Genomic DNA, 22,971 nt, shown 5'->3' on the forward strand with positions numbered 1-22,971 from the left:
CTCTGCGGGCAGATAGGTCGCCCGCCGGGAAAAAGGCCTGTCCAGGGGGGCCGAAAGGCCCGTCGGGGGTAGTGGCGCGTAGAGCGACCCACCCTCGGCCCGTGGAACAATCGGACAGGCTTCATCAATACGCCCTTCATATGTACGGCCGTGTGCCCGCACGCGTACGGCCAGGTACGACCAGGAGCAGGAGACACAGCACGATGCGTATCGGAGTTCTCACCGCAGGCGGCGACTGCCCGGGCCTCAACGCTGTCATCCGGTCGGTCGTACACCGCGCCGCAGTCGGCCACGGAGACGAGATCATCGGCTTCGAGGACGGTTTCAAGGGCCTCCTCGACGGCAACTTCCGCCCGCTCGACATCAATGCCGTCAGCGGCATTCTCGCGCGCGGCGGCACGATTCTCGGCTCAGCGCGCATGGAGCGGGCGCGCCTGCACGAAGCCGCCGAGAACGCCCGCGAACTGGCGACCCGCTACGGCATCGACGCGCTCATCCCGATCGGCGGGGAAGGCACGCTCACCGCCGCCCGGATGCTGTCGGAAGCGGGGATGCCGGTCGTCGGAGTGCCGAAGACCATCGACAACGACATCTCCTCCACGGACCGCACCTTCGGCTTCGACACCGCCGTCATGGTCGCGACCGAGGCCATCGACCGCCTCAAGACCACCGCCGAGTCCCACCAGCGCGTGATGGTCGTCGAGGTCATGGGGCGCCACGCCGGCTGGATCGCCCTGGAGTCCGGCATGGCCGGCGGCGCCCACGGGATCTGTCTGCCGGAGCGCCCCTTCGAGGTGGACGCGCTGGTGAAGATGGTGGAGGAGCGGTTCGCCCGCGGCAAGAAGTTCGCCGTCATCTGCGTCGCCGAGGGCGCGCACCCGGCCGAGGGCTCCATGCCGTACGAGAAGGGCGCCATCGACGCGTACGGTCACGAGCGCTTCGCCGGCATCGGCAACCGTCTCGCGGTCGAGCTGGAGCGGCGCCTGGGCAAGGAGGCCCGCCCGGTCATCCTCGGCCACGTCCAGCGCGGCGGCACCCCGACCGCGTACGACCGCGTGCTCGCCACCCGCTTCGGCTGGCACGCCGTCGAGGCCGTCCACCGGGGCGAGTACGGCAACATGACCGCGCTGCGCGGCACCGACATCGTGATGGCCCCGCTGGCGCACGCCGTCACCGAGCTGAAGACGGTCCCGGAGGACCGCATGTATGAGGCCGAGTCCGTCTTCTGACCGGGACCGGTGACCGGCCCGTGCGAGCGGGACCCGCGTCCCGCCCGCACGAGCGGGACCCACGTCCCGACATCGCGCGCCGAACGGCCCCGGTCGAGTCCCTCCGCGGCCCGGCCGGGGCCGTCTCGGCCCGTCCCCGGACCGCCCGGAACGCGTCCTATTCCGCGCCGCCGGCGATGGCCCAGAAGCGGTTCACGATGTCCGCGAGGTACTCCCGGCCGGAATCGCCCGTCCCGGCGGTGCCCTCACCGCCGCCCCAGCTCAGGGTCGCGACCATGCGGGACTGGTACTCGCCGTGCAGCCGCTCCAGCACCCGTTCCAGGTGCGCCTTCGGCACCGGCAGCATCTTGGACAGCGGTTTCCCGTAGGCCTGCCAGCGGGTGGTGACCGCGCTGCGCAGCAGATCGGCCAGTTCCTCGTGCTTGCCGGTCGCCGTCACGAACTGGGCCAGGGTCAGTCCCAGCGTCGAGGCGAGGGCGGCGGACTGCCGCTCGTTCCCCTTCCAGCGGCCGGTGTCCTCCATTTTCTGGTAGGAGTTCGTCTCCAAACCGATGCGCCGGGCCAATTCCTCGGCGGCCATCCCCCTGGCCATTCGATGCTCCCGCAGGGTGATCGGCTCGGCGATGAGTTCCCCGGGGGAACACCAGAGCACGCCGGCGAGCGCCGTGAGCTCGGTGGAAGTGGGTGAGACCTCGCCCCGCTCCCAGGCCATCACGGTTTCGGGCGCGACAGTCAGTCCGTACTGGGCGCGCAGGCCATAAGCGACGTGGCCGGGCGCCATGCCCAGGGCCGCGCGCAGACGACGCGCGGCGGGGGCATTGAAGGGGGGGCTGGAGTGCACAAGCACACCGTAGGAGTGGCCAAGGCGTGGCGACTACAGACCATTCAAACAAGCTGATAACTCGTAGGAAAGTCCTATGGAAATCGGGGCTTTATGCCGGTTTCCTGGCGACTGTCCGGTAATCGGGGTCGTCGGAAGATCCATTTACAGGGTACGGATTCAGCCACTCCATTTCGCCGCTACCCCCGTACTTGTTGAGTGATCCCCGTCACAGGGCGTGAACCGGCCATGCGGCCGGTCCGTGATCCCTTTCGGGGCCCTCGCCCACGGGGGTGGCGAGGGCCCCGAAAAAAGGGGGGTGTCCCTACGGCCTGAACCAGACCGTCGCCATCGGCGGCAGCGTCAGTCGCAGGCTCGCCGACCGCCCCTGCGCCGGAACCGGATCGGGCCGCAGCGACTGGAGGTGCCGCACACCGCTGCCGCCGTACCGCTCCTCGTCGGTGTTCAGGACCTCCCGCCACAGCGGGACCTCCTCCGGCACCCCGAGCCGGTAGCCGTGACGCACCACCGGCGAGAAGTTCGACACCGCCAACAACTGCGAGCCGTCCTGCGCGAACCGCAGGAACGCGAAGACGTTGTCGTCGGCCGCGTCCGCCTCCACCCAGGCGAAGCCCTCCGGCACCGTGTCCCGCTCCCACAGCGCGGGCGCCGCCGTGTACGCGCGGTTCAGGTCCCGCACCAGGGTGCGCACACCGCGGTGATCACCGGCCGCCGGATAGGACTCGTCCAGCACCCACCAGTCGGGCCCGTACGTCTCGGACCACTCCGACCCCTGCGCGAACTCCTGTCCCATGAAGAGCAGCTGCTTGCCCGGGTGGGCCCACATGAAGCCCAGGTACGCGCGGTGCGCCGCCCGCTGCTGCCACCAGTCACCCGGCATCTTCGACACCAGCGAGCGCTTGCCGTGCACCACCTCGTCGTGCGAGATCGGCAGCACGTAGTTCTCGCTGTACGCGTACACCATCGCGAAGGTCATGTCGTGGTGGTGGTACTTGCGGTGCACCGGCTCCTTCGACACGTACCGCAGCGTGTCGTGCATCCAGCCCATGTTCCACTTCAGGCCGAAGCCCAGCCCGCCCGCGTCCGTCGGCCGGGTCACGCCCTCCCACGCCGTGGACTCCTCCGCGATCGTCACCACGCCCGGGCAACGCCGGTACACCGTCGCGTTCATCTCCTGGAGCAGGGCCACCGCGTCCAGGTTCTCCCGGCCGCCCTGCTCGTTCGGCGTCCACTCGCCCTCGGAGCGCGAGTAGTCCAGGTAGAGCATCGAGGCGACCGCGTCCACCCGCAGGCCGTCCACGTGGAACTCCTGGCACCAGTACACCGCGTTCGCCACGAGGAAGTTGCGGACCTCCTTGCGCCCGTAGTCGAACTCCAGCGTCCCCCAGTCCGGGTGCGCCGCCCGCTGCGGGTCGTGGTGCTCGTACAGCGGCCGGCCGTCGAACTCGGCGAGCGCCCACTCGTCGCGCGGGAAGTGCGCGGGCACCCAGTCGACGATCACCCCGATCCCGGCCCGGTGCAGCGCGTCCACCAGGAACCGGAAGTCGTCCGGGGTGCCCATCCGCGACGTCGGCGCGAAGAATCCGGTGACCTGGTAGCCCCAGGAACCGCCGAAGGGGTGCTCCGCGACCGGCATCAGCTCCACGTGCGTGAAGCCGAGCTCCTTGACGTACGCCGGGAGCTGTTCGGCCAGCTGCCGGTACGACAGCCCCGGCCGCCACGACGCGAGGTGCAGCTCGTACACGGACAGCGGGGCCTGGTGCGGCGGCCGGAGCCCGCGCGTGGCCATCCACTCCGTGTCCTGCCACGTGTGGTGCGAGGCGGTGACCACCGACGCGTTCGCCGGCGGGACCTCCGCGTACCGCGCCATCGGGTCGGCGCGCACGGTGTGGCTGCCGTCCGGGCGCGTGATGTCGTACTTGTACATGGTGCCCTCGCCGACACCGGGCAGGAACAGCTCCCACACCCCGGTCGAGCCCAGCGAACGCATGGGGTACGCCACGGAGTCCCAGTACGAGAAGTCGCCGGTGACCCGCACCCCCTGGGCGTTCGGCGCCCACACCGTGAACCGGGTGCCGGCCACGCCCTGGTGCTCCATCGGCTCCGAGCCCAGCGCCGTCCACAGCTCTTCGTGCCGGCCCTCGCCGATCAGGTGCAGGTCCAACTCGCCGAGCGCCGGCAGGAACCGGTACGGGTCGTGGACCTCGATCTCGTCGCTGTCGTAGGCCACCAGGAGCCGGTACTCCGGCACGCCGGACAACGGCAACAGCCCGGAGAACAACCCGTCCCCCTCGTCGAACAACTCGGCGCGCAGTCCCTTGCCGAGGACCGTCACCGCCTTCGCGTAAGGGCGCAGCACCCGGAAGGCCACCCCGCCGCGGTGTGCCCGGGCGCCGAGCACCGCGTGCGGGTCGTGGTGACGGCCCTCCAGCAGCCGGGCCCGTTCCTCGGCCCCCAGCGCGGGCGCCGGCCGGACCCCGTGGGGTGGCGCGGCCTTGCGGGCCCGGGGCGCGCGGGCCTTCCGAACGGGCTCGGGGGTGACCCCGGATTCGTCGCGGACGGTCGGTGACGGCTGTCGTGCGGCGCTCACGCGAGCGGCCTCCTCGGGGGCTTCGGATGGGGGGTGGTGGAGCCTGGGGTGGTCGGCGGGGTCACGGGGTGTCCCGGCCGGTGAGCGGGCCGCTGTGGTTCGGACAGTCGCCGGATCGCCGCCATCGGGACGTGCAGCCAGTCGGGGCGGTGCCGGGACTCGTAGCGGGCCTCGTACACCGCCTTGTCGGTCTCGTACGCGCGCAGCAGCACGGGGTCCTCGCGCGGGTCCCGGCCGCTGGTGCGGGCGTAGCCCTCGCAGTACGCCGCCCGGCAGGCGTCCGCCCAGGCGGGGGCGAACGGCCGGTGGGAGCGGGCCGCGTAGTCGAAGGAGCGCAGTATCCCGGCGATGTCCCGCACCGCCGGTTCGGGTCGCCGCCGGTCGGCCAGCGGCCTGGCCGGCTCGCCCTCGAAGTCGATCAGCGCCCAACTGCCCTCGACGGTGCGCAGGGTCTGGCCCAGGTGCAGGTCCCCGTGGATGCGCTGGGCGGACACCCCGCCGCCCCGCGAGGCGGCCAGGGCGTCGAAGGCGCCGCGCAGCCCCGCCTCGTACGGTCGCAGCGCGGGCACCTCCCTGGCGGTCGCGGCCAGTCGGGCCGTCATCCCGGCGGCGAGCCGCGCGGTCTGTTCCGGCCCCAGCGCGACGGTGGGCAGGGCGCCGGCGAGGGCGTCGTGCACCTCGGCTGTGGCCCGGCCCAGGGCGTGGGCCTCGGCGGTGAAGTCGGCCCCGGCGCCGAGCCGGCGCAGTGCGAGCTGCCAGCCGTCGTCGGAGCCGCGCAGGTACGGCTGGAGCACGCCCAGGGTCAACGGTTCGGCGCCGGGCAGGTCGGCCTCGTACCAGGCGACCGGCGCGGGCACCCGGGCACAGCCCGCGGCGGCCAGCGCCCTGGGCAGCTCCAGGTCCGGGTTGACTCCCGGGCCGACCCGGCGGAACACCTTGAGGATGTACGAATCCCCGTAGATCAGCGAGGAGTTGGTCTGTTCCCCGGACAGCGGCCGGGGCGTCGGCGCGGCCGGGATCAGGGCTCCCGGGTCCCGCTCGAAGCGCAACGGGCCGAGCGTTCCGGGGGAGCGCAATCGTTCCAGCAGCAGCGCCGCGAGCCGCGGATCGCCGAGTCCCTCGTAGACGGCCTGCCCGGCGTACGGCCCCTGTTCCGCGTGCCCGATCAGGGCGGGCGCGAGCGCCGGCGGCAGGTTCGGGCGTACCCCGAGCAGGAGTTGGTAGCAGTCCGAGCTGCCCTCGGCGTCCACGCCGACGAGCAGGTGCAGCAACCCGGGGGAGGCCCCGGGTGGCAGGAGTTCGACGGCCGAGACCAGACGAAGGCGCGTGATGGCGCGCCCCTTTCCGGCGAACCAGCGCTGCCTCGGAAGCCAGTTGCGCAGCATGGGTTCGAGCGGTCCGATGGGGACCGCGGCCAGGCTGCCCTGGCGACTCCGGGCGGATGCAGCCTCCGACATGGCGTCGCGTCCTTTCCCCGGGCCGTCACAGAATGCGCAGAGTGTCCCGGATGGCGATGGTTGCTGTCCGGCGGTGAACGAGTGTCGGGCCATGGATGATCCGTACAGGGGCGGGCGATTGACCCATTCGCGCGCCTTTTGCTCTTCGGGTCGCTCTTCGGGTCGTTCCTCGGGCTCGGTTCGCCCCGGGGCGCGGCAGCCCGACTCGCGGGGTCGTACGTGCTCGAAAGCGCGGTTGTGGCACGTTCCTTCGCGCGTTCGACCCCGTTCCGCGGGCGTGCGCCTTCGGCTCGCTCGCCCGGTGCCGACGTCGGTTCACGTCGGCTCCGGTGGGAGCGAAGGCCCCGCGTACTACTCGGTGCGGAGCCGGAACCAGTAGAAGCCGTGTCCCGCCAGGGTCAGCAGGTACGGCCACTCGCCGATCGGCGGGAAGCGCACGTCACCCGTGAGCTCCACCGGAACCCGCCCGTTGAACGACCGCAGGTCCAGCTCGGTGGGCTGCGCGAAGCGCGAGAAGTTGTGCACGCACAGCACCAGGTCGTCCCCGTACTCGCGAAGGAACGCGAGTACCGCCGGGTTCGACGACGGCAGTTCGGTGTACGAGCCGAGACCGAAGGCGGGGTTCGCCTTGCGGATCTCGATCAGCCTGCGGGTCCAGTGCAGCAACGACGAGGGCGATGCCATGGCCGCCTCGACATTGGTGACCTGGTACCCGTGGACCGGGTCCATGATGACCGGCAGGTTCAGCCTGCCCGGATCGCACGAGGAGAAACCGGCGTTGCGGTCCGGGGTCCACTGCATGGGGGTCCGGACGCCGTCCCGGTCGCCCAGCCAGATGTTGTCGCCCATGCCGATCTCGTCGCCGTAGTAGAGCACCGGCGAACCGGGCAGCGACAGCAACAGGGCGGTGAACAGCTCCATCTGGTTGCGGTCGTTGTCCAGGAGCGGGGCGAGCCGGCGTCGGATGCCGATGTTGGCGCGCATCCGGGGGTCCTTGGCGTACTCGGCGTACATGTAGTCGCGCTCTTCGTCCGTGACCATTTCGAGGGTGAGCTCGTCGTGGTTGCGCAGGAAGATGCCCCACTGGCAGCGGTCCGGGATCGCCGGGGTCTTGGCCAGGATTTCCGAGACGGGGTAGCGGGACTCTCTTCGCACCGCCATGAAGATGCGCGGCATGACGGGGAAGTGGAAGGCCATGTGGCATTCGTCCCCGCCCTTCGTGAAGTCGCCGAAGTAGTCGACGACGTCCTCGGGCCACTGGTTGGCCTCCGCGAGGAGGACCGTGTCGGGGTAGTGCGCGTCGATCTCGGCGCGGACCCGCTTGAGGAGGGTGTGGGTGCGCGGCAGGTTCTCGCAGTTCGTGCCCTCCTCGGCGTACAGGTAGGGCACGGCGTCGAGCCGGAAACCGTCGATGCCGAGGTCCAGCCAGAAGCGGAGCGCCGAGATGATCTCCTCGACCACGGCCGGGTTCTCGTAGTTGAGGTCCGGCTGGTGCGAGAAGAAGCGGTGCCAGTAGTACTGCTTGCGTACCGGGTCGTACGTCCAGTTGGAGGTCTCGGTGTCGACGAAGATGATGCGGGCGTCCTGGTACTGCTTGTCGTTGTCGGCCCACATGTAGTAGTCGCCGTACGGACCGTCGGGGTCCTTGCGGGACTGCTGGAACCACTCGTGCTGATCGCTGGTGTGGTTCATGACGAAGTCGATGATCACCCGCATGCCGCGCTGGTGCGCGGCGTCCACGAACTCCACGAAGTCGGCGAGGTCGCCGAACTCGGGGAGTACCGAGGTGTAGTCGGAGACGTCGTAGCCCCCGTCGCGGAGGGGTGAGGCGAAGAACGGCGGCAGCCAGAGGCAGTCGACGCCCAACCACTGGAGGTAGTCGAGCTTGGCGGTGAGCCCCTTGAGGTCACCCACGCCGTCGCCGTTGCTGTCGTGGAAGGAGCGGACGAGCACTTCGTAGAAGACCGCCCGCTTGAACCAGTCGGGATCGCGGTCCTTGGCGGGGGTGTCCTCGAACGTGTCGTGGACGGGATCGTTGATCATCATGTGATGGGTGACCCTCCGGTGGGCGGGGACGGTCGCAGAGCGGCCAGTACGTGCGCGGGCGTGCGGCCCGGCTCTAGGCGCACGTAGTTCGCCCTGCCCCAGTGATAGGTCTCGCCGGTGAGCTCGTCGCGCACCGCGAGGGACCCGTGCCAGTCGAGGCCGAGTACCGGCATGTCCAACGAGACCGTCGCCTCCTGGGTGTGGTGCGGATCGAGGTTGACGACCACCAGTACGGAATTGGCTCCGGCGTGCTTCGAATAGGCGATCACCTGTTCGTTGTCGGTCGAATGGAAGTGGATGTCGCGGAGCTGCTGGAGGGCCGGGTTGCGCCGGCGCAGTCGGTTCAGGGCCGTGATCAGCGGGGCGATGGTCAGCCCGTCCCGATCGGCGGCCGCCCAGTCGCGTGGCCGGAACTCGTACTTCTCGGAATTCAGGTACTCCTCGCTGCCCTCCTTGACGGGGGTGTTCTCGCAGAGCTCGTAGCCGGCGTAGACGCCCCAGGCGGGGGACAGGGTGGCGGCGAGTACGGCCCGCACCTCGAAGGCCGGGCGACCGCCGTGCTGAAGGTACGCGTGGAGGATGTCGGGGGTGTTGACGAAGAAATTCGGCCGCATGACGGAGGCCGAACGGTCCCCCGACAGTTCGGTCAGGTACTCGGTCAGCTCGGCCTTGGTGTTGCGCCACGTGAAGTACGTGTACGACTGCTGGAAGCCGACCGCCGCGAGCGCGCGCATCATCGCGGGACGGGTGAAGGCCTCGGCGAGGAAGATCACGTCGGGGTCGGACTTGTTGATGTCCGCGATCACCTTCTGCCAGAAGACGACAGGCTTGGTGTGCGGATTGTCGACCCTGAAGATCCGCACGCCGTGATCCATCCAGTGGCGCAGGATCCGGACCGTTTCCTCGACGATGCCGGCCATGTCGGTGTCGAAGTGGATCGGGTGGATGTCCTGGTACTTCTTCGGCGGGTTCTCGGCGTAGGCGATCGTCCCGTCGGCGCGTTGGCGGAACCACTCCGGGTGCTTCTCCACCCACGGGTGGTCGGGGGAACACTGGAGCGCGAAGTCCAGCGCGATCTCCATCCCCAGCTCGCGGGCGCGCGCGACGAAGGCGTCGAAGTCCTCGATGGTGCCCAGTTCGGGGTGGACGGCGTCGTGACCGCCCTCGGTGGAACCGATCGCCCAGGGCACACCGGGATCCCAACTACCGGCGGACAGCGTGTTGTTCGGCCCCTTGCGCCATGTGCTCCCGATGGGGTGGATCGGCGGCAGGTACACGACGTCGAAGCCCATGGCGGCGATGGCCGGCAGCCGCTCGGCGGCGCTCCGGAAGGTCCCGCTGACCGGGGCCGAGCCGGGCTCCAGCACCGCTCCCTCGGAGCGCGGGAACATCTCGTACCAGGAACCGAACAGGGCCCGCTTGCGCTCGACGAGCAGCGGCAGGGCCTTCGCGGCGGTGACCAGCTCCCGCAGGGGCCGCTTGGCGAGGGCCGCCACCACCTCGGGCGCGAGGGCGGCGGCGTGCCGCTCGGCGGGGGCCCGCTCCTCGTCGCGCATGACCTCGGCGGCGGCCAGCACGTCGGCCCGGCCGTCCCGCTTGGGGATCTTCGCGGCGGCCCGCTCGTGGAGCTCGGCGCCTTCGAGGAGGGTCAGGCCGGCGTCGATCCCGGCGGGGATCTTCACGGCCGCGTGGGCCCGCCAGGTGGCGAGCGGGTCGCTCCACGCCTCGACGGTGTACGTCCACCTCCCCTCGACCTCGGCGGACACCCGGGCCCCCCACCGGTCGGTGCCGGGGGCGAGCTCGCGCAGCGGTACGGGAGGCCGCAGCCGCCCGCTCGGATCTCGGAGTACGACGTGGGCGGAGACGGCGTCGTGGCCCTCGCGGAACACGGTGGCCGAGATCTCGAAGACCTCGTCCACAACCGCCTTCGCGGGTCTGGCGCCGCAGTCGACGGCGGGGCGGACGTCCAGCACGGGAATGCGACCGATCATGATGGGATCACCTGGGGGCAGTTCGCAGGGCTCGGTGACAACGGACCGACTGTCTGGGCAGCCGGCAGTGCACGCTCTGTTCGCTCTGTTTCTAGCCGCTCGGAAGACGGCTGCGCTGCGGGCATGGCCGCTCCTGTCCGCGTTCACTCGGGTGGCGGGAGGTGGGCGGGGTTGCCTCCGGACGGAGTCCGGGGCCTGGTGCGCCGTGCGTGTACCCGGGGAGCCCTTCCCACTCTGGTCCCGCCCAACCCGGGTGCCCGGTTAACTACTCGTACGTAGTGGCACGCGGATCACCAAGGGCCGGATCGACATCGGTCGAGGCTCCGTCAAGTCGGCGAGGACCGACTGATGTACAGCGGCACACCCCCTGTCCCAGTTGCCTCACGGGCCCCGCAGACACCCTTGTTCCGCTTCGTCGGGCCCGCGCATCTCGTGTGCCCCGGCAAGCGCCGGGACACGCGGCCGGGCGGACCGCGGGGCAGGGATCCGGCCGGAATCGCACCCCCCGCGGCGGACCGGAGCGGGCGGCCCGCGGCGGGCGTGCCGGCCGGTCGCCGGCCGTCTGCGGCCCTCCCCCGACGACCCGTTGGAGGCCCGGCCCGACGAGGCGCCATGGCCGGGCGACGAGGGCGCCGCTAGCCTTCCGGGGGTCGAAGCGCGGGTGCACAGCGTGGTGCGACCGCTCCGATCCGTCATCCCCTGCGAAGGTGGAACACGTGAAGGCTATCCGTCGATTCACCGTGCGCCCCGTCCTCCCCGAACCCCTTCTGCCGCTCGCCGACCTCGCGCGCAACCTGCGCTGGTCTTGGCACGCGGAAACCCGCGAACTCTTCCAATCCGTCGACCCCGAAGGCTGGCAGGCCGCCGGCGGCGACCCCGTCCGACTGCTCGGCGCGGTACCCGCCGCCCGGCTGGAGGAACTGGCCGGCGACCGCCGGTTCCTGCGCCGGCTCGCCGTGGCCGCCGCCGACCTCGACGACTACGTCCACGGCGGGAGGTGGTACCAGAGCCACGAGGGCGACGGCGGGCTCCCCGCGGGCATCGCCTACTTCTCCCCCGAGTTCGGCATCACCGCAGCCCTGCCGCAGTACTCCGGCGGCCTCGGGATCCTCGCCGGCGACCACCTCAAGGCCGCCAGCGACCTCGGCGTCCCGCTCATCGGAGTGGGCCTGCTCTACCGTCACGGCTACTTCCGCCAGTCGCTCTCCCGCGACGGCTGGCAGCAGGAGCACTACCCCGTCCTCGACCCCAACGAGCTGCCCGTCGCCCTGATCCGCGAGGAGGACGGCAGCCCCGCCCGGGTGGCACTCGCCCTGCCCGGCGGCCGCGCGTTGCACGCGCACATCTGGCAGGCCCGCGTCGGGCGGGTGCCGCTGCTGCTCCTCGACTCCGACGTCGAGGACAACGACACCGCCGCCCGCGAGGTGACCGACCGGCTCTACGGCGGCGGCAGCGACCACCGGCTGCTCCAGGAGATGCTGCTCGGCATCGGAGGCGTCCGCGCGGTCCGCACGTACTGCCGGCTCACCGGCCATCCCGACCCCGAGGTCTTCCACACCAACGAGGGGCACGCCGGGTTCCTCGGACTCGAACGCATAAGGGAACTGGGAGGAGAGCCGGGGCTCGGCTTCGACGCCGCCGTCGAGGCGGTCCGCGCCGGAACCGTGTTCACCACGCACACCCCCGTCCCCGCCGGCATCGACCGCTTCGAGCGGTCCCTGGTCGCCCGGCACTTCGGCGAGGGCGGCGAACTGGCCGGCGTGCCCGTGGACCGGATCCTCGAACTGGGCGCCGAGTCCTACCCCGGCGGCGACCCCGGGGTGTTCAACATGGCCGTCATGGGGCTGCGCCTGGCCCAGCGCGCCAACGGCGTCTCCACCCTGCACGGGGCCGTCAGCCGGGGCATGTTCGCCGGCCTGTGGCCGGGCTTCGACCCCGCCGACGTCCCCATCACCTCCGTCACCAACGGGGTGCACGCGCCGACCTGGGTGGCCCCCGAGGTCATCCGGCTCGGCGCCCGGCAGATCGGCGCCGGCCGGACCGAGGACGCGCTGTCGGTCGGCGGCTCCCCGCGCTGGGACGCCGTCGCCGGGATCGGGGACCAGGAGGTCTGGGACCTGCGCCGGGTCCTGCGCGAGCAACTGGTCCAGGAGGTCCGCGACCGGCTGCGCGCCTCCTGGAAGCAGCGCGGCGCCGCCGACGCCGAACTGGGCTGGGTGGACTCCGTCCTCGACCCGGACGTGCTGACCATCGGCTTCGCCCGCCGGGTGCCCTCCTACAAGCGGCTCACGTTGATGCTCCGCGACCCCGAGCGGCTGCGCAGGCTGCTGCTGGACCCGGAGCGGCCCGTTCAGATCGTCGTCGCGGGCAAGGCGCACCCGGCCGACGACGGCGGGAAGCGGCTCGTCCAGGAACTGGTGCGGTTCTCCGACGACCCGCGCGTGCGCCACCGCATCGTCTTCCTGCCCGACTACGGCATGGCCATGGCCCAGAAGCTCTACCCGGGCTGCGACGTCTGGCTGAACAACCCGCTGCGCCCCCTGGAGGCCTGCGGCACGAGCGGGATGAAGGCCGCGCTGAACGGCTGCCTCAACCTCTCCGTGCTGGACGGCTGGTGGGACGAGTGGTTCGAGCCCGACTTCGGCTGGGCGATCCCCACCGCCGACGGGATCGGGACGGACGAGGAGCGCCGTGACGACCTGGAGGCCAACGCCCTCTACGAGTTGATCGAGAGCCGGGTCGCGCCCCGCTTCTACGACCGGGCCGGGCACACCGGCCTCCCGACGCGCTGGATCGAGATGGTCCGGCGCACCCTGGTGTCACTGGGGCCGAAGGTGCTCGCGGGACGCATGGTCCGCGAGTACGTGGAACGGCTCTACGCACCGGCCGCGCTCTCCCACCGCGCCCTCACCCCGGAGACCGCCCGCGACCTCGCCGACTGGAAGGGCCGGGTCCGCGGCTCCTGGCCGAGGGTCGGCGTCGAGCACGTGGAGGCCCTGGCCGCCGCGCCCGTCGGCGGCACCGCCGAACTCGGGGCCACGCTCACCCTCCGGGTACGGGTGGCCCTCGACTCCCTCGCGCCCGAGGACGTCGAGGTCCAGGCGGTCGCGGGCCGGGTCGACCCCCAGGACGTCATCCAGGGCGGCCGGTCCTTCCCGCTCAAGGCCGCCGCCGGACCGGACCTGGAGGGCCGCTGGGTGTACGAGGGCCCGCTCGCGCTCGACCGGACGGGTCCCTTCGGCTACACCGTGCGGATCCTGCCCGCGCACCCGCTGCTGGCGACCCCGGCCGAACTGGGCCTGGTCGCCGGGCCGGCGGACACCGACGCGGGGGGCGGCGTCCTGCTGCGCTGACCGCCGCTCAGGGGACGGGCGGCGGATCGACCAGCCGCCCGTCCTCCACCAGCATCCCGGCCCGCTTCACGGTGCGCAGGATCGGGACCAGCTCCACCTGCCGGATGCCGTCGACCGCGCCGATCCGCTCGGTGAGGTACGTGTACAACGCGTCGGTGTCCCGGCACACCACCACCGCGAGCAGATTCGCCGAGCCGGTGACCGCCGCCGCGAACGGCACCTCGGGGTGCTCGCCTATCGCCGCGCCCACCCGGGCCAGCCGGGCCGGGTCCACGGTCAGGAGCATCGCCGCCTCCGCCTCGTACCCGAGCGTCGCCGGCACGATCTCCACGTCGAAGTAGACCGCCCCCATGTCCCGCAACCGGTCCAGCCGGCGCCGGGCGGTGGACTCCGACAGCCCGGTGGCGCGGGCCAGTTCCGGATAGCCGGCGCGGCCGTCCTGCCCCAGCACGGCCAGCATCGCCAGCTCCGCCTCGTCCAGCGCGTACCGGTCCTGATCCGGCAGCGGCGGCTGCCGCTCCAGCGCCGCCACCTGGTCCGGGCGCAGCGCGTCGATGCCGAACCAGCGCTCGGGCCCGCCCGTGAACATCCGCAGGATGGTGTGCGCGCTCACCCCGATCACCCGGCGGGTGCGCGGGAGCTTCTCCAGCAGCAGGACGTCTCGGTCCTGGCGGGTCCGGGCCTTGGTCATGCAGTGGATCTCGGTGCCGCCGGAGTTGAGGGTGACCCAGGCGATGTCCGGCCGGCGGGACAGCGCCTCCGCGACGGCGAGCGCGGCGTCCGGCGTGCACTGCACCCGCAGCCAGGACTCGAACAGCCCGACGCGGCTGCCCAGCGGCAGCCCGACCACCCGGACCAGGCCCGTGGTGCGCATCCGGCGGTAGCGGCGCACCACCGTCTGGTCGGAGACCTCCAGCACCTCGGCGAGCCGGCTGAAGGAGGCCCGCCCGTCGATCATGAGGGCCTGCACGAGCGCCAGGTCGAGGTGGTCCATCTCGGCGGAACCGGCCAGAGGCTGCATGGTTTCCATCATCGCAGAGCCTCCGACGAGTGAAATCCGGCAGCGGAAGCCCGCTGGATGGTTGGTCCGGACGGGTGACCGCGACTCTGGTGGCACACCTCATCTGCTCTTGATCCGGAGAACCCCCATGCGTAAATGGCTGCCCTTGACGGCCGTGAGCCTCGGAGCCTTCATGCTCCTGGTCGACGTCACCATCGTGACCGTCGCGCTCCCGGACATGGCCACCGACATGAACACCGGTTTCGCCGGACTCCAGTGGGTGATGGACATCTACGCCCTCGCGCTCGCCGCACTGCTGCTCGGCGCGGGCTCCCTCGCCGACCGGATCGGCCGCCGCCGCGTCTACCTCGGCGGACTCGCCGTCTTCGCCGCCGCCTCCCTGGCCTGCGGCCTGGCCACCGGCCCCGTCCTGCTGATCGCCTTCCGCGCCGTGCAGGGCATAGGCGGCGCGGCGATGTTCGCCACCACCATGGCCCTGCTCAGCAGCGCCTACCAGGGCCGCGACCGGGGGATCGCCTTCGGCGTCTGGGGCGCGGTCAACGGCGCGGCCGCCGCGGCCGGACCGATCATCGGCGGGCTGCTGACCGAGCACTTCGGGTGGCGCTGGATCTTCTTCATCAACCTGCCCGTCTGCGCCCTGGCCGTCTGGGTCACCCTCAAGGCCGTCGCCGAGTCCCGCAACCCGCACGCCAAGGGCCTCGACCTGCCCGGCATGGTCACCTTCACGGCGGGCGCCGGCATCGTCACCTACGCCCTCATCCGGGTCGCGGAGAACGGCTGGACCTCCGCCGCCACCCTCGGCCTGCTCGGCCTCGGCGCGGCCTGCTTCGCCGCCTTCGTCCTCGTCGAACTGCGCACCGCGCACCCGATGCTCGACCTCTCCCTCTTCCGCAGCCCGACCTTCGTCGCGGTGATGGCCGGCGGACTGCTGCTGTCCGGGGCCGCGTTCTCGTACCTCATGTACGTCTCGCTCTGGCTCCAGTCCGCCGAGGGGATGGGCCCGGTCCAGGCCGGACTGGTCCTGGTGCCGCTGAGCCTGGCCGCGTTCCTCGTCTCCGCGGTGGCCGGCCGACTGCTGCACGGCGCCCCCGCCCGACTGTCCATCGGCGGCGGGCTGCTGCTGATCGGGGCGGGCGCGCTGCTCCAGGCCTGGATGCTGGACGCGGGCGACGGCTGGACGGCGCTGGTGCCCGGACTGGTGCTGACCGGCGTGGGCGTCGGGATGGCCACCCCGCCGCTGGCCGCCGCCGCGATGGGGACCGTGGCCCCGGCCCGGGCCGGGATGGCCGGCGGCGCCCTGAACACCGCCCGCCAGCTGGGCAACGCCCTCGGCATCGCGGTGCTCGGCGCGCTCTTCCAGGCCGGTCTGACGAGCGGCCTCGCCGGCAGCGGGCAGCCGCACGGCACCGCCGAGGCCCTGGCCTCGGGCGGAGCGGGGCGGTTCCTCGCGGCCGGCCCGCAGGCCCGGGAGTGGGTGGAGGCCGCCTTCGCGAGCGGGCTCCGGGACACCTTCGTGGCCTCCGGGGTGATGGGTCTGGTGGGCGCGCTGGTGGTGGTCCTGCTGATCCGTCCCGCCCGGGGGACCGGGGCTTCGCTCCCGGCCCGGGCCAAGGGCTCGACGGGCTCGACCACCGAGCGGGCCTCCGCCTGAGCCGCCGAGGCCGTACGGCGACCCGCGCATCCGAACTCCGGGTGCGCGGGTCGCCGTACGTCCGGGGGCGTTCGTGTGCACGGGAGCGTCCGTATGTACGGGGGCGTTCGCGTGCCCGGGGGCGTCCGTATGTACGGGTGGTGGATGGGCGTACGACGGCCGTCCGGCCCGGTTGTCCGGTCCGGGAGGGTGAACCTTCGAACGCGCTGCGCATGCTGAATCGTTTCTGCTGATCGGCCCGCTCCTACGCTGCCCGCTGGATGTCTCCGGATCCGGCATCCAGCGACCAGAGAAACGGACTGCTCATGCGTGCTCGCACCACCGCCGCGGCCTTCCTAGGCGCCCTCGCGCTCGTCCTGCCGGCCTCCGGCCAGGCCATGGCCGACGACGACTACGACGGTCACCACACGCTCGGCCGCCTCTACTACGTCGTCGAGGACGAGGACGGCGACGAGTACACCCGACACATCAGCCCCTCGGACAACGACACCTGCTACGAGCTGACCGGAACCTCCCGGCACCAGCCGGCCACCGAGGCCTACAACCGCACCGAGTCGCTGGCGGTCCTCTTCGAGGGCCGCGGCTGCAACGGCCGGGCGGTGCGCACCCTGGCGCCGGGCGGCGGGGCGCACGACGTCGAGGCCCTCTCGGTCTACTTCCGGCCCACCGGCGGGGACGGCCACGGCCACCACGACGGCGGCTGGAACGACGACGAGGACCGCCGCGTCCGCCGCGACGCCCGTCCCGAGCAGGGTCGTCAGACGAACCTGGTCAAGCCCGCCGTGGCGGCCGTCGCCGCCCCGGCCGCGGCCCCCGCCCCGCGCCCGGCCGACGACGAGCCGTCCTTCGACGAGTCCGCCGACGAGCAGTCGCGCGAGGACGAGCAGCGCGGCGAGGACGAGCAGCGCGACGAGGCGGGCCGTCCGGGCGACGACCAGGCCGAGGACGAGAACGGACAGCGCGACGAGGCGCGCGACGAGCGCGGCCAGGCCGACGAGGACGAGGCGCGTGACGAGCGCGGCCAGAACGAGGAGGACGAGGCGCGCGACGAGGACGGGCAGCGCGACGAGCGCGGTCAGGACGGCGACGAGGAAGAGGAGTACGGCGTCCTGGACACCGTCTTCCGCGCCATCGGCTGACACGCCCCGGCGCTGGCACCGGCGCTGACACCGGCTCAGGCCGACCGGAAGGCCCGACACCCCTGGGAACCACCCCGTGGGTGCCGGGCCTTTCGCGCGGGGACGGACCGCGGGGCCGCTCGGGCGCCGAGGGTCCCCCTCGCGGGGGCACCGGGTCCCGCCCTCGGCGGGACCCCGGACATGGAACAGGGCCGCCCGGGGTGGTCTTCTCCCGAGCGGCCCCGCGATCAAACGGTGGTGCGGTCAATCCCCGACGGGGATCAGAAGGTGAGCTTCCAGCTGTTGATGTAGCCGGTGTCCGCGCTGGCCAGGTCGGCGACCCGGAGCTTCCACACGCCGTTGGCGACCTCGGAGGAGGCGTTCACGGTGAAGGACTGGACGATGTTGTCCGCGCTGCCGCCGGTGCGGTTGCGCAGGTTGTACAGGGTGCCGTCGGGGGCGACCAGGTCGACCTTCAGGTCACCGACGTAGGTGTGGACGATGTTCACGTCCACCTTGAGGGTGCTCGGGGCGTTGCCCGTGCGGTTGACCGTGATCGGTGAATCGACGGTCGCGTTGTCCTTGATCTGGTAGTCGGCCGTGTTCTCGAAGACGTTCGGCTGCGAGGTGCCGACCGTCCAGGTGAAGGAGGCCGTACCGGTCTTGCTCTGCGAGTCGGTCACCGTGACGGTCACGTTGGACGTGGCGGCGGTGGTGGCCGTGCCCGAGATCAGGCCGGTGGAGGAGTTGATCGACAGGCCGGCCGGCAGGCCGGTCGCCGCGTAGCTCAGCGCGCCCGGGTTGGTGCTGGTGGCCTGGACCTGCAGGCTGACAGCGCCACCCACCTGGGTGTTCTGGTTGGCGATCGGGGTGACCGTGACACCGGTCGTGATGCGGGCGCCGACCGCGATGCCCGCCCAGGCGTTGGCCACGTTGTTGTACGTGGTCGAGCCCTGGCCGTACAGGTCGGCGGCGGCCTGCAGGGTGGCCGTGCGCGCGGCGGCGTAGTTGGTGTTCGACTTGAAGTAGCCGACCGTCAGCGCGCGGAACCAGATCTTCGAGGCGGCGTCCCGGCCGATCGCCGTGACGGGCAGGTTGTCGGCGGTGGGCGAGTTGTAGCTCACGCCGTTGACGACCTTGGCGCCCGAGCCCTCGGAGGCCAGGTAGTACCAGTGGTTGGCCGGACCCGAGGAGTAGTGGACGTCGATGCCGCCCAGACCCGAGTACCAGGAGTCCTTGGACGAGCCGTCCTTGCTCGGCTTGTCCATGTAGCGCAGCGGGGAGCCGTCGCCGTTGATGTCGATCTTCTCGCCGACCAGGTAGTCACCGACGTCCTGGGGGTTGTTGGCGTAGAACTCGACCGCGGCCGCCATGATGTCGGAGGTGGCCTCGTTCAGACCGCCGGGCTCACCGCTGTAGGTCATGTTGCCGGTGACCGAGGTGAGGCCGTGGGTCATCTCGTGCGCCGCGACGTCCGTCGAGGTGAGCGGCTTGGTGTTGCCCTCGCCGTCGCCGTACGTCATGCAGAAGCAGCCGTCGTCCCAGAACGCGTTGACGTACGCGTTGCCGTAGTGGACCCGGCTGTACGGGGCCACGCCGTCGTTGCGCAGGCCGTTGCGGCCGTGGACGTTCTTGTAGTAGTCCCACGTCGCGGCGGCGCCGTAGTGGGCGTCCGCGGCGGCGGTCTCGGCGTTGGACGCCTGGCCGTTGCCCCAGATGTCGTCCGGGCCGGAGAACAGGGTGCCGGTGCCGGACGAGCCCTTGTTCAGGTTGTACGTCTTGTGGTTGCCGCGGCCGGCGTCGGTCAGCGTGTAGTTGCTGCCCGACTGCGAGGTGCCCAGCGTCACCTGACCGCTGTACATCGTGTTGCCGGTGCCGGTCTCGATGGCCTGCCACTCGGTGATCTTGGCGCCGGTCCTGGCGTTGGTGACCACGTGCAGCTCGCTCGGGGTGCCGTCGTGCTGGAGGCCGCCGACGACGGTCTCGAACGCGAGGACCGGGGCGCCTTCGGCGGCCCAGATCACCTTGCGGGCGTTCTTGGAGGCCTTCGCGTCCTTGGCACCCTGGGTCTTGGCCAGACCGAGGGCCTGCTGCTCCGCCGAGGCCGGGGTGACCGAGGCGCTGGTGTCCGCGACCTTGATCTCGTGGTTGGTGGCCTTGGTCACGCTCTTGGTGACACCGCTCTTGGCGTGGACCGTCAGGTCACCACCGAGCACGGGCAGGCTGGCGTAGGTGCGTTCGTAGGTCGTGTGCGTGGTGCCGTCCGCATCCTGGACGACATCGCGGACGACGAGCTTCTCCTGGCCACCGAGCCCGAGAGCCTTCGCCGCCTGCACGGTGGTCGAGTTGGCGTCGGCGAGGAGCGTCGCACGCTCCGAAGCGCTGAGTGCGCGGTTGACCGAGCCCGGGTTGGGCTGGGCCGCCGTGCGGGCCTGGGACGCGGTGGCGTCGGCGGTGGCTGTTCCGGCCTGTATACCTACGGCGAGCAGGGCTGCCGCGGCCACGAGAGCGCCGGCCGCAGTGGCACGCCGCTGGGGGGTGGGACTCAACGCAGACTCCTTCTGCAAGGGGGGTTCCGGATGGCTGGGTGGGCCTCCGGGCAGATCAGGGCTGGTGCGATGAACGGTCGAAGAGTGCCACCTGTGGGCGCTGATGTCAGGGCCGCGTCAAAAGGTTGGCTGGAAACGGTTCGTTGTCCGAAGATACGTATCCGGTATCCGAACCATTCACCTTTGTGTGGGAAGGGGGAGTTCGGGATGCGGAACAGGAGGTACCGGTTGCTAACGCTTGAGCAACGAGAGGCACCGTTAACGCAAACGGCATTTACCGTACGGGTGTTTGTCGTACTGTTTCCCGGTGCGACTGTTGCCCGTTGCCAGGGGAAGCCACGGGCGCTCGCCGCTGTCATATGACCACGTGCCAGGGGGGCCCATGAGGCATGTCCATTTTCCTGCGCAAAGAGTGGCCAGGACCGTCGCCGACACGGTCGGGGCGGCCACCGCGCCCGCTCGACGGCTCGGGGACAAGGCCGGTTGGTACCTGCCGGTCGCCGTGGCCGCCGACTGCCTCGGTGCCGCCGTGCCCGTGGGCCTCGTCTTCGAGGCCGCGCAGCAGGTCCGGCCCGCCTACTGCGCCGTCGGCGCCGCTCTCGCGTGGACCGGGGTGCAGGCCGTGCGCCGGCGCTACGCCGCCCGACAGCTCGGCGAATCGCGCGGAGTGCTGCCGGTCGTGCACGACTGGCTGATTCTCATCGGGGTACTGGCCGTCGCCCGCGTGGTGACGGGGGAGAGCACCCCCCGACTGGCCGCGCTCGGGGCACTGTTGCCCGCCCTGCTGATCACCGTCGCCGTCCACAAGCTCACCTACCGCCACCTCTCGGCCGCCCGCCGCGAGGCGCAGGCCGTCAGTCGGGTGCTGGTCGTCGGCGAACCCGAGGCCGCCGAGGGCGTCATCGCGCACCTGGCCGCCCGCACCGACCACCCGTACGTGGTGGTCGGGGTCATCCCGGTGGGCGACGGCCCGCTCTCCAGCGGAGTGCCCGTCGCGGCCAGGCTCGACGCCGGGATGCCGGACACCCCGTACGGGGACTCGGCCGCCGTGCTCGGCGCCGTCGCCGGACACCACGCCGACCTGGTCCTGGTCGCCCCCGGCGTGCGCATCGCCGGCGAGCGGCTGCGCCGGGTCGCCTGGGCCCTGCACGACGCCGGCCTGGAACTGGCCGTCTTCCCCGGACTGGTGGAGATCTCCGTCAAGCGACTGGAGACCCTGTCCGCGGGGGGGCTCGCCGTGCTGCGGATCGCGCCGCCCGTGCGGCGGGGCATCCAGACCCTGTTGAAGTCGGTGCTGGACCGGGTGGGGGCCGCGATCGGGCTGCTGGTCCTGTCGCCGATGTTCCTCGCGGTCGTCCTGGCGATACGTCTCGGATCCCGCGGTCCGGCCTTCTACAGCCAGCACCGCATCGGCCGCGACGGCGAGCCCTTCGTCATGTGGAAGTTCCGCACGATGGTGGTCGACGCCGACAAGCTCAAGGCCGACCTGTCGGCATCCAACGAGAACGACGGCCTGATGTTCAAGATGCGCCGTGACCCCCGGGTGACCCGGGTGGGCCGGCTGCTGCGCCGGACGTCGATGGACGAACTGCCCCAGCTGGTGAACGTGCTGACCGGCAGCATGTCGCTGGTCGGCCCGAGGCCGCCGCTGCCGGAGGAGGTGGCTCGGTACGACGAGGTCGAGCTGCGCCGGCTCACCGTGCGGCCCGGCATGACCGGCCTGTGGCAGATCAGCGGGCGCTCGGACCTGTCCTGGGACGAAACGATTCAGCTTGATCTGCAGTACGTCGACAACTGGTCCTTCACCAGCGATGTCGACGTCATGGGCCGTACCCTCCGCGCCGTCGTCGACGGTCGCGGAGCGTACTGAGGGGCCGCGGCCCGTGCGATCAGCCCTGCCCCAACCACCAGGCGTACGTGGAGGCGATGCCGTCCCGCAGCGGGATGCCCGGCTTCCAGCCCAGCGAGGTCAGACGGGTCACGTCCAGCAGCTTGCGCGGCGTCCCGTCCGGCTTGGTGGTGTCCCAGGCGAGCCGTCCCTCGAAGCCGGTCACCTCGGCGACGGTCTCGGCCAGGGCCTTGATGGTCAGGTCCTCGCCGCAGCCGATGTTGACGGGCTCGTCCCCGTCGTAACCGTTCAACAGCACCGCACAGGCCGCCGCGAGGTCGTCCACGTGCAGGAACTCGCGGCGGGGGGTGCCCGAGCCCCACAGGGTGACCTCGTCGCGCCCCTCGGCCGCGGCCTCGTGGAAGCGCCGGATCAGCGCGGGCAGCACGTGCGAGGACTGCAGGTCGAAGTTGTCGCCCGGACCGTAGAGGTTCGTCGGCATGGCCGAGATGTACGAGGCCCCGTACTGCTTGCGGTACGACTGGACCTGGACGATGCCGGCGATCTTCGCCAGGGCGTACGCCTCGTTGGTCGGCTCCAGCGGGCCGGTCAGCAGGGCGTCCTCGCTGATCGGCTGCGGGGCCAGCTTCGGGTAGATGCAGGAGGAGCCCAGGAACAGCAGGCGGTTCACCCCGGCGGCGTGCGAGCCGGCGATGACGCTGAGCTGGATCTTGAGGTTGTCCTCCAGGAACTGCACCGGGTAGGTGCTGTTGGCCATGATGCCGCCGACCTTGGCGGCGGCCAGCACGACCGCGTCCGGGCGGACGTCCTTCAGGTACGCCTCGGTGGCGGCGGCATCGCGCAGGTCGAGCTCCGCGCGACCGCGGGTGAGCACCTCGTGGCCGTCGGCGGTGAGGCGCCGGACGACCGCGGACCCCACGAGGCCGCGATGGCCTGCGACGAAGACGCGGGCGTGCGGGGGCAGGAGCGGCAGCGAACTTGTCATACCGCCGATGATGCCGGCCCCCGGACGCGGGCCGACGCCGAGGTGGCCGGCCCGCGACGGGTCGGGACGGCCGGAATACGGAGGGTGCAGCTCCGGTTCGGCCGTGTACGGTACCCATCCAGCCCCCGCGCCGGCGCCCGCGCGGACGGAGCGCCCCCCGACCGGGACCCGCGCCCCCGCACGGCGCGGCACCGCCACGGGCCGACAGGCCCGTCACGAACCCCGAGGCACGGCCTCGAAACGCCGGGGCGCCGTCCCGGCACGCCGGGGCACGCCCCGCACTTCACGACA

13 protein-coding genes are annotated in these 22,971 nt (G+C 71.6%); 5 read left to right on the forward strand and 8 right to left on the reverse strand.

The window, feature by feature from the left end:
- Positions 1-203: 203 nt before the first annotated feature.
- Positions 204-1,229, forward strand: a complete 1,026-nt coding sequence (locus tag ADK55_RS11065) for an ATP-dependent 6-phosphofructokinase (RefSeq protein ID WP_053677521.1) — start codon at positions 204-206, stop codon at positions 1,227-1,229.
- 157 nt (positions 1,230-1,386) lie between these two features.
- On the opposite strand, the gene ADK55_RS11070 is transcribed toward ADK55_RS11065, so the two are convergent.
- From ADK55_RS11070 to ADK55_RS11090, 5 genes are all read right to left on the reverse strand, one after another.
- Positions 1,387-2,076 carry a helix-turn-helix domain-containing protein gene (locus tag ADK55_RS11070; protein WP_078998773.1) on the reverse strand — a complete coding sequence of 230 codons (690 nt, stop codon included), beginning with the start codon at positions 2,074-2,076 and terminating at the stop codon, positions 1,387-1,389.
- 298 nt (positions 2,077-2,374) lie between these two features.
- The gene (glgB, locus tag ADK55_RS11075) at positions 2,375-4,660 is read right to left on the reverse strand and encodes a 1,4-alpha-glucan branching enzyme (protein WP_078998775.1); all 2,286 of its coding nucleotides are present in this window, start codon (positions 4,658-4,660) and stop codon (positions 2,375-2,377) included.
- Positions 4,657-6,117 (reverse strand): maltokinase N-terminal cap-like domain-containing protein, encoded by a 1,461-nt coding sequence (locus tag ADK55_RS11080; protein WP_063839501.1) that lies wholly within the window; start codon positions 6,115-6,117, stop codon positions 4,657-4,659. The genes glgB and ADK55_RS11080 overlap by 4 nt, the downstream gene beginning before the upstream one ends.
- A gap of 351 nt (positions 6,118-6,468) precedes the next feature.
- Positions 6,469-8,163 carry a maltose alpha-D-glucosyltransferase gene (gene treS / locus ADK55_RS11085; protein ID WP_053677523.1) on the reverse strand — a complete coding sequence of 565 codons (1,695 nt, stop codon included), beginning with the start codon at positions 8,161-8,163 and terminating at the stop codon, positions 6,469-6,471.
- Entirely contained in the window at positions 8,160-10,154 is a 1,995-nt protein-coding gene (locus ADK55_RS11090; RefSeq protein WP_063839502.1) for an alpha-1,4-glucan--maltose-1-phosphate maltosyltransferase, read from the reverse strand. The genes treS and ADK55_RS11090 overlap by 4 nt, the downstream gene beginning before the upstream one ends.
- Positions 10,155-10,870: 716 nt before the next feature.
- Between ADK55_RS11090 and glgP the strand changes: the two genes are divergently transcribed.
- Positions 10,871-13,507: an alpha-glucan family phosphorylase gene (glgP, locus tag ADK55_RS11095; protein ID WP_053677525.1), complete on the forward strand. Its 2,637-nt coding sequence runs from the start codon at positions 10,871-10,873 to the stop codon at positions 13,505-13,507.
- A 7-nt stretch (positions 13,508-13,514) separates the two neighbouring features.
- Here the strand turns inward: glgP and ADK55_RS11100 are convergent, their stop codons facing one another.
- Positions 13,515-14,528 carry an Lrp/AsnC family transcriptional regulator gene (locus ADK55_RS11100; protein ID WP_107089158.1) on the reverse strand — a complete coding sequence of 338 codons (1,014 nt, stop codon included), beginning with the start codon at positions 14,526-14,528 and terminating at the stop codon, positions 13,515-13,517.
- A gap of 127 nt (positions 14,529-14,655) precedes the next feature.
- Here ADK55_RS11100 and ADK55_RS11105 point away from each other — a divergent pair, with 127 nt between their 5' ends.
- Both ADK55_RS11105 and ADK55_RS11110 read left to right on the forward strand, forming a co-directional pair.
- Positions 14,656-16,179 (forward strand): DHA2 family efflux MFS transporter permease subunit, encoded by a 1,524-nt coding sequence (locus ADK55_RS11105; protein ID WP_053677526.1) that lies wholly within the window; start codon positions 14,656-14,658, stop codon positions 16,177-16,179.
- A 305-nt stretch (positions 16,180-16,484) separates the two neighbouring features.
- Entirely contained in the window at positions 16,485-17,318 is an 834-nt protein-coding gene (locus tag ADK55_RS11110; protein WP_053677528.1) for a hypothetical protein, read from the forward strand.
- 260 nt (positions 17,319-17,578) lie between these two features.
- Here the strand turns inward: ADK55_RS11110 and ADK55_RS11115 are convergent, their stop codons facing one another.
- On the reverse strand, positions 17,579-19,846 hold the full coding sequence (locus ADK55_RS11115; protein ID WP_053677530.1) for a M4 family metallopeptidase: 2,268 nt from the start codon (positions 19,844-19,846) through the stop codon (positions 17,579-17,581).
- Positions 19,847-20,228: 382 nt separating this feature from the next.
- Between ADK55_RS11115 and ADK55_RS11120 the strand changes: the two genes are divergently transcribed.
- Positions 20,229-21,716, forward strand: a complete 1,488-nt coding sequence (locus ADK55_RS11120) for a sugar transferase (RefSeq protein WP_078998778.1) — start codon at positions 20,229-20,231, stop codon at positions 21,714-21,716.
- A 19-nt stretch (positions 21,717-21,735) separates the two neighbouring features.
- Here the strand turns inward: ADK55_RS11120 and ADK55_RS11125 are convergent, their stop codons facing one another.
- On the reverse strand, positions 21,736-22,680 hold the full coding sequence (locus ADK55_RS11125; RefSeq protein WP_053677734.1) for a GDP-L-fucose synthase family protein: 945 nt from the start codon (positions 22,678-22,680) through the stop codon (positions 21,736-21,738).
- Between the last annotated feature and the right edge of the window lie 291 nt (positions 22,681-22,971).

It is taken from the genome of Streptomyces sp. WM4235, from assembly GCF_001279725.1.
GTDB lineage: Bacteria > Actinomycetota > Actinomycetes > Streptomycetales > Streptomycetaceae > Streptomyces.

Coding starts and splice junctions, on each gene's coding strand:
- ADK55_RS11125 (WP_053677734.1), bottom strand. CDS start 22,680: ATGACAAGTTCGCTGCCGCTCCTGCCCCCGCACGCCCGCGTCTTCGTC.
- treS (WP_053677523.1), bottom strand. CDS start 8,163: ATGATGATCAACGATCCCGTCCACGACACGTTCGAGGACACCCCCGCC.
- ADK55_RS11110 (WP_053677528.1), top strand. CDS start 16,485: ATGCGTGCTCGCACCACCGCCGCGGCCTTCCTAGGCGCCCTCGCGCTC.
- ADK55_RS11100 (WP_107089158.1), bottom strand. CDS start 14,528: ATGCAGCCTCTGGCCGGTTCCGCCGAGATGGACCACCTCGACCTGGCG.
- ADK55_RS11120 (WP_078998778.1), top strand. CDS start 20,229: ATGAGGCATGTCCATTTTCCTGCGCAAAGAGTGGCCAGGACCGTCGCC.
- ADK55_RS11065 (WP_053677521.1), top strand. CDS start 204: ATGCGTATCGGAGTTCTCACCGCAGGCGGCGACTGCCCGGGCCTCAAC.
- ADK55_RS11105 (WP_053677526.1), top strand. CDS start 14,656: ATGCGTAAATGGCTGCCCTTGACGGCCGTGAGCCTCGGAGCCTTCATG.
- ADK55_RS11080 (WP_063839501.1), bottom strand. CDS start 6,117: ATGTCGGAGGCTGCATCCGCCCGGAGTCGCCAGGGCAGCCTGGCCGCG.
- ADK55_RS11090 (WP_063839502.1), bottom strand. CDS start 10,154: ATGATCGGTCGCATTCCCGTGCTGGACGTCCGCCCCGCCGTCGACTGC.